This is a genomic window from Acinetobacter sp. GN11, from assembly GCF_054823985.1.
Genome location: NZ_JRVL01000202.1, coordinates 1 through 9,074, shown reverse-complemented (window position 1 = coordinate 9,074; position 9,074 = coordinate 1). Strand labels below are relative to the sequence as shown.

At 40.1% G+C, this 9,074-nt stretch carries 6 protein-coding genes; 5 read left to right on the top strand and 1 reads right to left on the bottom strand.

From position 1 onward, the window contains the following. Positions 1 to 49: 49 nt before the first annotated feature. From dnaE to NL42_RS15845, 5 genes are all read left to right on the top strand, one after another. Complete coding sequence (dnaE, locus tag NL42_RS15865) at positions 50 to 3,613, top strand: DNA polymerase III subunit alpha (protein ID WP_461313465.1); 3,564 nt, start codon at positions 50 to 52, stop codon at positions 3,611 to 3,613. A gap of 14 nt (positions 3,614 to 3,627) precedes the next feature. Further along, positions 3,628 to 4,467 carry an RNA methyltransferase gene (locus NL42_RS15860; RefSeq protein WP_461313464.1) on the top strand — a complete coding sequence of 280 codons (840 nt, stop codon included), beginning with the start codon at positions 3,628 to 3,630 and terminating at the stop codon, positions 4,465 to 4,467. Then, entirely contained in the window at positions 4,460 to 5,269 is an 810-nt protein-coding gene (cysE, locus tag NL42_RS15855; protein ID WP_056479448.1) for a serine O-acetyltransferase, read from the top strand. Before NL42_RS15860 ends, cysE begins: the two co-directional genes overlap by 8 nt. A 105-nt stretch (positions 5,270 to 5,374) precedes the next feature. After that, complete coding sequence (locus tag NL42_RS15850) at positions 5,375 to 6,316, top strand: ABUW_2363 family tetratricopeptide repeat lipoprotein (protein WP_461313463.1); 942 nt, start codon at positions 5,375 to 5,377, stop codon at positions 6,314 to 6,316. Between the two features lie 116 nt (positions 6,317 to 6,432). After that, a complete protein-coding gene (locus NL42_RS15845; RefSeq protein WP_461313462.1) occupies positions 6,433 to 8,439 on the top strand; it encodes an esterase/lipase family protein in 2,007 nt (668 codons plus the stop codon). A gap of 54 nt (positions 8,440 to 8,493) precedes the next feature. Here NL42_RS15845 and NL42_RS15840 read toward each other — a convergent pair. After that, positions 8,494 to 9,074 (bottom strand): FAD-dependent oxidoreductase (locus NL42_RS15840; protein WP_461313461.1); only part of this gene is annotated, 581 nt, incomplete at its 5' end.

Sequence of the window (9,074 nt, the reverse complement as noted above, 5' to 3'; positions counted from 1 at the left end):
TTTAACTTTGCGTGTTAAACTATGCTTCGGTCGCATTAAGGATTGGTTTATGCAGTTTGTTCATCTAGGTATTTATACAGAATTTTCGATTACAGAGTCGATAGTTCGCATACCTGACTTGGTCAATGCTGCGGTTAAAGACCAAATGCCAGCGTTGGCATTAACTGACCTCTCTAACCTCCATGCGGCGGTAAAATTTTATAATGCTTGTTTAAAAAAAGGTATTAAGCCTCTTTTAGGTAGCACAATTCGCCTTGATGATGCTCAACACCGTGCAACCTTACTTGCAATGAGTGATGTTGGCTGGAAAAGTCTCACCGAAATCGTTTCACGCGGTTTTATTGAAGGACAACAGCTCAGTATTCCATGTGTACAAAAAGAATGGGTACTTGAACAGCATCAAGATATTATTGTTTTACTTGGCCAGCACAGTGATGTTGGTCAGATGCTTTGTTCATCTAACCCGCAAAAAGCTGCTCCCCTTTTAGAAGCATGGCTCGAAAAGTTTGGTAACCGTGTTTATCTTGCTTTAACACGTACCGACCGTCCTGGTGAAGAAGACTTTATTCAAGAAGCAGCTAAACTTGCTGCACAATATGATATTGGTGTCGTTGCACATAATGATGTGCACTTTGTAGAAAAAGAAGATTTCGAAGCACACGAAGCACGTGTTTGTATCGCTGATGGTTATGTACTAGCAGATAATCGCCGTCCACGGACGTATAGCCCTGAGCAGCACTTTAAAACCTCAGATGAAATGATCGAATTGTTTTCTGATATTCCTAGTGCTATCGAGAACACCTATCATATTGCTAAACGCTGCAACGTTAAACTGCAACTCGGCACTTACTTTTTACCTGACTATCCAATTCCAGATGGTTTTACCATCGACAGTTATTTTGAACATTTATCTAAAGTAGGCTTGGAAGAGCGCTTAAATTATCTTTATCCTGTTGAAAAACGCGGTGAGGATTGGCCAGAGATACGTAAGCCTTACGATGAACGAATTGATTATGAAGTTGGTATTATCCTGAAAATGGGTTTCCCAGGATACTTCCTCATCGTCATGGACTTCATTCGATGGGCAAAAAGTAATGGTGTTCCTGTCGGGCCAGGTCGTGGTTCAGGTGCAGGTTCATTAGTCGCCTATAGCTTAGAAATTACTGACCTTGACCCTCTTCGTTACGATCTACTCTTCGAACGTTTCTTGAACCCAGAACGTGTATCGATGCCTGACTTTGACGTCGATTTCTGTATTGCCGGACGTGACCGCGTTATTGATTACGTATCACGTACTTATGGTCGCGAAGCCGTTTCACAAATTGCAACTTTCGGAACCATGGCAGCAAAAGGCGCAATCCGTGACGTTGCGCGTGTATTGGGTAAATCTTATGGTTTAGCTGACCGTATTTCAAAAATGGTGCCTACCAAACCGCTCGGTGTAGATTTAGCTACCGCTATTGATATGGAACCTCAGCTTAAAGATATTGTGACCAATCCATCTAACCCAGATAACGACGATGCAAGCGAAATCTGGGAAATGGCATTAAAATTAGAAGGTGTAACCCGAAATACAGGTAAACATGCCGGAGGTGTAGTCATTGCACCCGGTAAAATTACCGATTTCTCGGCTGTACTTTGTGATGCAGATGGAACAAACCGTGTTGCTCAATATGATAAAGACGATGTAGAAGCAGCGGGTCTGGTCAAGTTCGACTTCTTGGGCTTACGTAACTTAACCGTTATTGAAGACGCGATCCAAAATATTAATAAAAACCGCGACAGTAATGATCAACTCAATATCTTGCATGTTCCTCTAGACGACGCTAAAGCATACTCTGTGTTTGCCGATGCAAATACAACAGCGGTATTCCAGTTTGAATCCGTCGGCATGAAACGGATGCTTAAAGAGGCGCGTCCAAGTAAATTCGAAGAAATTATTGCGTTCGTATCATTGTATCGTCCAGGTCCAATGGACCTGATTCCTGACTTTATTCACCGTATGCATGGCGGAGATTTTGAATATCTTCATCCTCTTTTAGAAGGTGTATTAGAACCAACTTACGGGATTATGGTTTATCAGGAACAGGTGATGCAAGCTGCACAGATCTGTGCAGGTTATACACTAGGCGGTGCAGATTTATTACGCCGTGCAATGGGTAAAAAGAAACCCGAAGAAATGGTTAAGCAGCGCCAAATTTTCTTAGAAGGTGCTGCTGAAAAAGGGATTGATGAAAGCACAGCCAACCATATCTTTGACTATATGGAAAAGTTTGCAGGCTATGGTTTTAACAAATCTCACGCTGCTGCTTATGCACTGGTTGCCTACCATACAGCATGGTTAAAAGCGCATTACCCTGCTGAGTTTATGGCAGCGGTAATGACATCGGAGATGCAGAACACGGACAGTGTTGTATTCTTGATTGATGACTGCCGAAATAATAATCTTGAGGTCTTACCACCATCAGTCAACATGTCGACTTATCACTTCCATGCAAGTAATGATAAAACGATTGTTTACGGTTTAGGTGCTATTAAAGGCGTTGGCGAACAAGCAATGCAGTCAGTCATTGACTCTCGTCGACAATTTGGTCCGTATACAGATCTATTCGATTTTTGCCATCGTATTGATTTGAAGAAAATCAATAAACGTACTCTTGAAGCTTTAATTCGCGCGGGTGCACTCGATTGCTTGGGAATTGAACGAGCAAGCTTAATGGCACAATTGCCTGAAGCTGTTCAAGCTGCCGATCAAGCTCGAAGTAACCGTGAAAGCGGTATTATGGATTTATTTGGTGAGGTTGAAGAAGTTCAGCGTAAGCCAGCTAAACCAGTAAAACCTTGGAGTGATGAGGTTCGTCTCAAAGGCGAAAAAGATACACTTGGTTTATATTTAACGGGACATCCAATTGATGTTTACCGACAAGAACTCAAATCTTTTATTCCCGTAAAACTAAATGAAATTACCGCTACACGTCGTGGTGTTACAACGGTTTATGCCGGTTTGGTCATTGATGTCGCAAACTTCCCGAACCGTGTGGTTATTGTACTAGATGACGGTACAGCACGTATTGAAGTCAGCTGTAACCATGAACGCTTCCAACGTTTTAAAGATATCGTTCAAGTTGAACGTGTTGTAGTTTTCGAAGGCGAAATCTATGAACGAGAAGGCTTTGATCGTCCAATGGGACGTTTAACCAAGGCTTTCACGTTAAATGAAATAAGACAAAAACGTGCTAACAGTATTCAAATCAAATTAACAGAAGAGTTCATGCAGCCAACATTGGCAAAAGATCTACAAAACATGATCTTGCCATTTTGCAATGTAGATATGCATCAACATATCACTCTACAGTTACAGATTGATCAACCCTATGCTCAAGCCGAACTTCAGTTTGGTCCGCAATGGAAAGTCGCTCCTCTAGACGAATTACTTGCTAAACTCAGAGATTATTTTGGTAAAGATAATATCTATATTGAATATCAAGTAAAGTCGAAAGCAGCTAAAGCAGCAGACCCTGTTCGTCCACATGCTGTTGCTTCACCTCCTGCGGGTATGTCTATGGACGATGCATTGGATTTATACCAAAGCGAAGTTTCTCAATATTCGTAATTTCTGGAAATCTTATGAGTTCGTTTGACCACACCACCGTGTCAAAACAATTAGCACAAGTGCGTATTGTCATGGTAAATACGACTTTGCCTGCCAATATTGGCAGTGCTTTACGTGCCATGAAAACAATGGGACTAATTAAATTAGTTCTCGTAGCACCAAAAACATATCCTCATCCAGATATACAAGCGCTTGCTGCGGGTGCCCAAGATTTATTTGAACATCTTGAGATTGTAAACACCTTAGAAGATGCGATTAAAGATTGTCATTTAGTATTTGGAACAAGTGCGCGTAGTCGCACTATTCCTTGGCCTTTACTCGATGTGAGACCCGCGGCTAAAGAAGCCATTAAGGCAACTACTCAGGGACAACAAATTGCTATTGTTTTTGGCCGTGAAGACCGTGGTTTAACTAACGAAGAATTAGCACTGGCAAATTACCATTTAACGATTCCTGTAAATCCGGACTATGGCGTGTTAAATGTTGCGCAAGCGATTCAAGTTGTATGTTACGAACTTCGCATGTCTGCTCTTGAGCAAGAGCAAGTCGATCAGAATGTTGATGAAATGCCATTAGTGCAAGGCCAAAGCATGCAATGGGATGAACCTTTGGTGACTCAGCAACAAATGGAAGAGTTTTATCCTCATCTTGAAAAAATGCTGACTGAAATTGAATTTTTAGATCCAGAAAATCCACGTTTATTACCTTTACGCTTGCGTCGTTTATTTGGTCGTATACAATTAGATCGTATGGAATATCATTTACTTCGCGGTATTTTTAGTCGCGTGCAAGCTTTAACAAGCGGTAAATGGAAAAAAGCATTATCTGACAAGGAGGATCAACCCAATGCTTAAGCAGCTTAAAGAAGATATAAAGGCTGTATTTGCGCGAGATCCTGCTGCCCGCAATACACTAGAAGTTCTTACGACTTACCCCGGTATTCATGCAATTATGATGCATCGTGTTGCACATGAATTATGGCAAAAAGACTGTAAAGGTGCAGCTCGCCTACTTTCTTCATTTAGCCGTTTTGCAACTGGAATTGAAATTCATCCTGGCGCTAAAATCGGTAAGCGTTTTTTTATTGATCATGGCATGGGTGTTGTGATTGGTGAAACTGCTGAAATTGGTGATGATGTTACGCTTTATCATGGTGTTACCTTAGGTGGTACCACATGGAAAACTGGTAAACGCCATCCAACTTTAGAAGACGGTGTGGTTGTTGGTGCCGGTGCGAAAATTTTGGGTCCATTTACCGTAGGTAAAGGTGCCAAAGTCGGTTCAAATGCTGTAGTGACCAAAGCTGTTCCTGCTGGTGTGACTGCTGTAGGAAACCCTGCACGATATATTTATAAAGATGCCGACAAAAATAAAGATGAAGAACGTCGCCGTGATTATGCACAAAGTATTGGGTTTGCTCCATATGCGACAACTGCTGATCAGTCAGACCCTATTTTAGAAGGTATGCGCGTTTTACTTGATCGTATTCAGCACAATGAAACACGTATGAATAATTTATGTCAGCGTTTATCAGAGCTAGACCCTAGCTTCAAAAAAGAAAGCCAAGATGAACAACCTTTTAGTGACGAAGAGCTAAAAATTCTTGAAGAAGTGCGTCGTGAATGTGGGGCACAAAACAAGATATCAAAAACGTAATATTCTTGATTCATAATGTAACACGCTTCCCCTTGCATGTCGGTTTAGCTTTTCCTAGACTTACCACTACCAAATCTGACTTTACTAAAATGAACGGAAGATCCTATGAATTTTAAGCCTTTGGCGTATATCATCCTTGCGACCTCAAGTTTAACAGCTTGTACAATGGCACCAGTAAAACAACAAAAAATTGAGCCTTTTGTTTTCAAGGAACCAGAGCTTACTCCTCCTTTTTATGCACTAAATCCTTTTAACTACGATCAACCGCCAGCATTTGAAGTTGCGCTAAAAGACGCTGCTGCACAGCCAGTAACGAAAATGGTGGTTAATCGTCAAGATGATCCAACCAAACAGCTTACGCTCGACACCAATAAACTGATTGTTCCGACTGTGAATAATTCACAGCGTTCAATGAAATACGCAGTTTTAGCTGGTGAGAATGAAATTGATGTTACCAGTATTGATGACTTCTTACAGTTAGTTGAAGGCAAAGCTCGTCACTACCCGCCTCGCTTCACTGACCGTCAAGAACGTAAAGGCTTCGAAAGTAAACTTAAGGAAGTAACACAGCAACTTGATACACTTGCTGCAAACCCAAATGCATCATTTGATATTTTGCTTCGCGCTTTTAAAGCAAGTGTTCTTGCACGTAACCTTGATTTAGGTACCGTTCACACCACTAGATCTTTAGAATATGCTCAAAGACTTTTAAAAATTAGCCCAGATGACGCAGAAGCAAACTTCTGGTTCGGTTTTGGTTTATCTGAAGGTGGTGGCCAACGTGAAGCTATTCCATATTTAGATAAAGCAATTAAAGGTAATGTTCAAGAAGCATATCTAGCTGCTGCAAATAATTATATTGCAATGGAGCAAAAGAAAAATGCGATCCAGACGCTTAAAAATTATAAAGTTAAATATCCAGATGAATCGGAAATTGCAGATCGTTTAATTCAAGAAATTGAAAAACAAGGTCGTTGGAATGTATGGCAAGTTTTAACTAACCCTGCAATGTCTCCTTCTAACTCTACTGCAACATCTAAAAAATAAGTTTAATTAGTTAAAAAAGGGCTGTTTTGACAGCCCTTTTTTTTATTTGATCATTTGAAAAATATTTTAAAATTTGTATGATCTACCTACCATTGAGCCACTATATTTTGACCATAATGTTTTCAATAAAAAGAAGCAAAACACTATTGACGGTCATACTACTCGGTTCAATTCTGAGTGGTTGTCAGGTCGTTAATGTTAAACAGCAAGCTTTGAATGTAACTATTGCAAATGAACGCAATAGTATTCTTACACAAGATAAACTCAGCGAAGCAAGCCTGAATGTTTTATCAATGTCTGGTCAGGAAGCTAAAGTTTGTACGGACACCCCTGATAACTGTGTAAATCAACTCAAAAAACTTCCTCAAATTTTAGATGAACAGTTTTTATCAGCTGCAAGTGAAATGTATCTGGCAAAAGCAATGGCCTTATCAGATTCTTCAGATTGTAAAATTAGTAGGTTTACTAAACATAAGTCCGAAGAAGAACAAACCAATATTCAAAGTAAATATGATGATTGTTTAGATCAGCAATTAAATTTACTCGATAAAAGTATTCGTTATAGTTACGCCTATTTATTTTCAACGAAGCGTCAACCTACCGACCGTATTTTTGATAATAGACAAGTCCAAATTCGGGACTTCTATAATCAGGCAATTGCCAAAATGGTCGGTATTTATGATTTGAGATACCCTCAAAAAAATGGTGTTGAACCCCAAATTCAAATTGGTAAAAGTGTCTATTCGATTGATTTTGAATTTCATCGACAATTAACGGGTCAAAAATTAGAAAAGTTAATTTCTAGTTATAATTTAAATTTTTCAGGGTTAAGAACCATTAACCGCCGCGATGGTTTTGGCTCTGAATTTGTGGCGGTTTTTCCTAGCTCAGGAAAAGAAGATATTAATGAATATATCCTAGACCCGCTTAAATACAATTATAAAAATGGTGTTAACCCCAATATCCATCATGCACGTTATTTGGCTGCAACGATTGTCGCTGAACCAAAACATGCGACCACTGTTGAAGAAATTATTAATAATTCTGAATTCGTGATTCGCGTTTACGACCCTTATCGCACCGATAATATTAATGTAGCTGGTAAGCAATATCCTCTAGCTGCCAACTTCTCTGCACCTTATGGTCTATGGTTAGCCGAAAATAATTTAGGTGTGGCAGCTTATTTAAGTCTGATTGATCGTGATCAGCACTTGACCATGCCTCATCTTTATATGCTTGAGCCATACAACCCAAACAAAAAAATTATTGTGTTGGTGCATGGGCTAGCAAGTAGTCCTGAGGCATGGATTGCTTTGACCAATGATGTTATGGGTGACACGGTTTTAAGAGATAACTATCAAGTTTGGCAAGTTTTTTATTCAACCAATATGCCGATTTTGGAAAGCCGTTTCCAAACTTATGCCCTTCTTAAGCAAGCTTTTGGTTCTTTGAATCCTAGTGACCCTGCTGCACATGATGCTGTTCTTGTGGGCCATAGTATGGGGGGTATTATTAGCCGCTTACTGGTCAGTGATGGTGATATTACCAAGCCTGCTTTAGAGCTAATGACGACACGTCAGCAAAATCGCTTTAAGAAACATCCAATGGTTACTGAACGATTGCAAATGCATTCAATCAATAATTTTGATCGTGCAATTTTCTTGGCTTCTCCTCATCGAGGTACAGATTATGCAGATCGCTGGTTTACATTAGCAGCGCGTAAAATTATTCGTTTACCTGGTGCATTTTTGTCGGCTGTAGCAACCTCACTCACAACCGAAAATTTAGATGTTAAAGATTTCTTGAGTAATATTGATAGTGGTTTAATTCAAAATGGACCGAGTGATTTGAGTCATCAGTCCAAATTTATGGAGCTCACAGAAAATATTAATCCTCATAAGGGCTTGGTTTTTCACTCAATTATGGGAAATATCACCAAGAGCGATGATCCAAACGTAATTACAGATGGTATCGTTCCCTATAAGAGTGCTCACTTAGAGGGTGCCAAATCTGAGAAGGTTCTTCCAGGTGGACATTCAATTCAGTTAACGCCGCAAGCCGTTTTAGAACTGCGTCGTATTTTACGAGAGCATTTAGTCGAACATGGTTTATATAAACCATAAAAATAAAAAGAGCCAAAGGATAACCTTTGGCTCTTTTGTTTCTGGATCTAAATTTTATTGTCCAGAACGGATGATGTAATCAAAGGCAGAAAGCGAAGCTTTTGCACCTTCACCTGTGGCAATAATAATTTGCTTGTACGGAACCGTAGTACAGTCACCCGCAGCAAACACACCTTTCACATTGGTTTCGTTGCGATCATTTACAATGATCTCGCCACGGTTGGTTAACTCAAGCTCACTGTCTTTCAAGAAGTCAGTGTTTGGTAATAAACCAATCTGGACAAAGATCCCTGCAAGCTCAATCACATGCTCTTCATCAGTTGCACGGTCTTTATATTTAAGACCAGTCACTTGTGATCCGTCACCTAATACTTCTGTACTTAAGGCATTCATAATCACAGTTGTGTTTGGCAAGCTATGCAGTTTGTTTTGCAAAACTTGGTCTGCACGAAGTTTTGTGTCGAACTCAACCAAAGTCACATGCTCAACAATCCCTGCAAGGTCAATTGCAGCTTCAACACCTGAGTTACCACCACCAATCACCGCCACACGTTTGCCTTTAAACAATGGACCATCACAGTGTGGGCAGTATGCAACACCACGGCTACGGTATTCTTGCTCACCCGGTACATTCA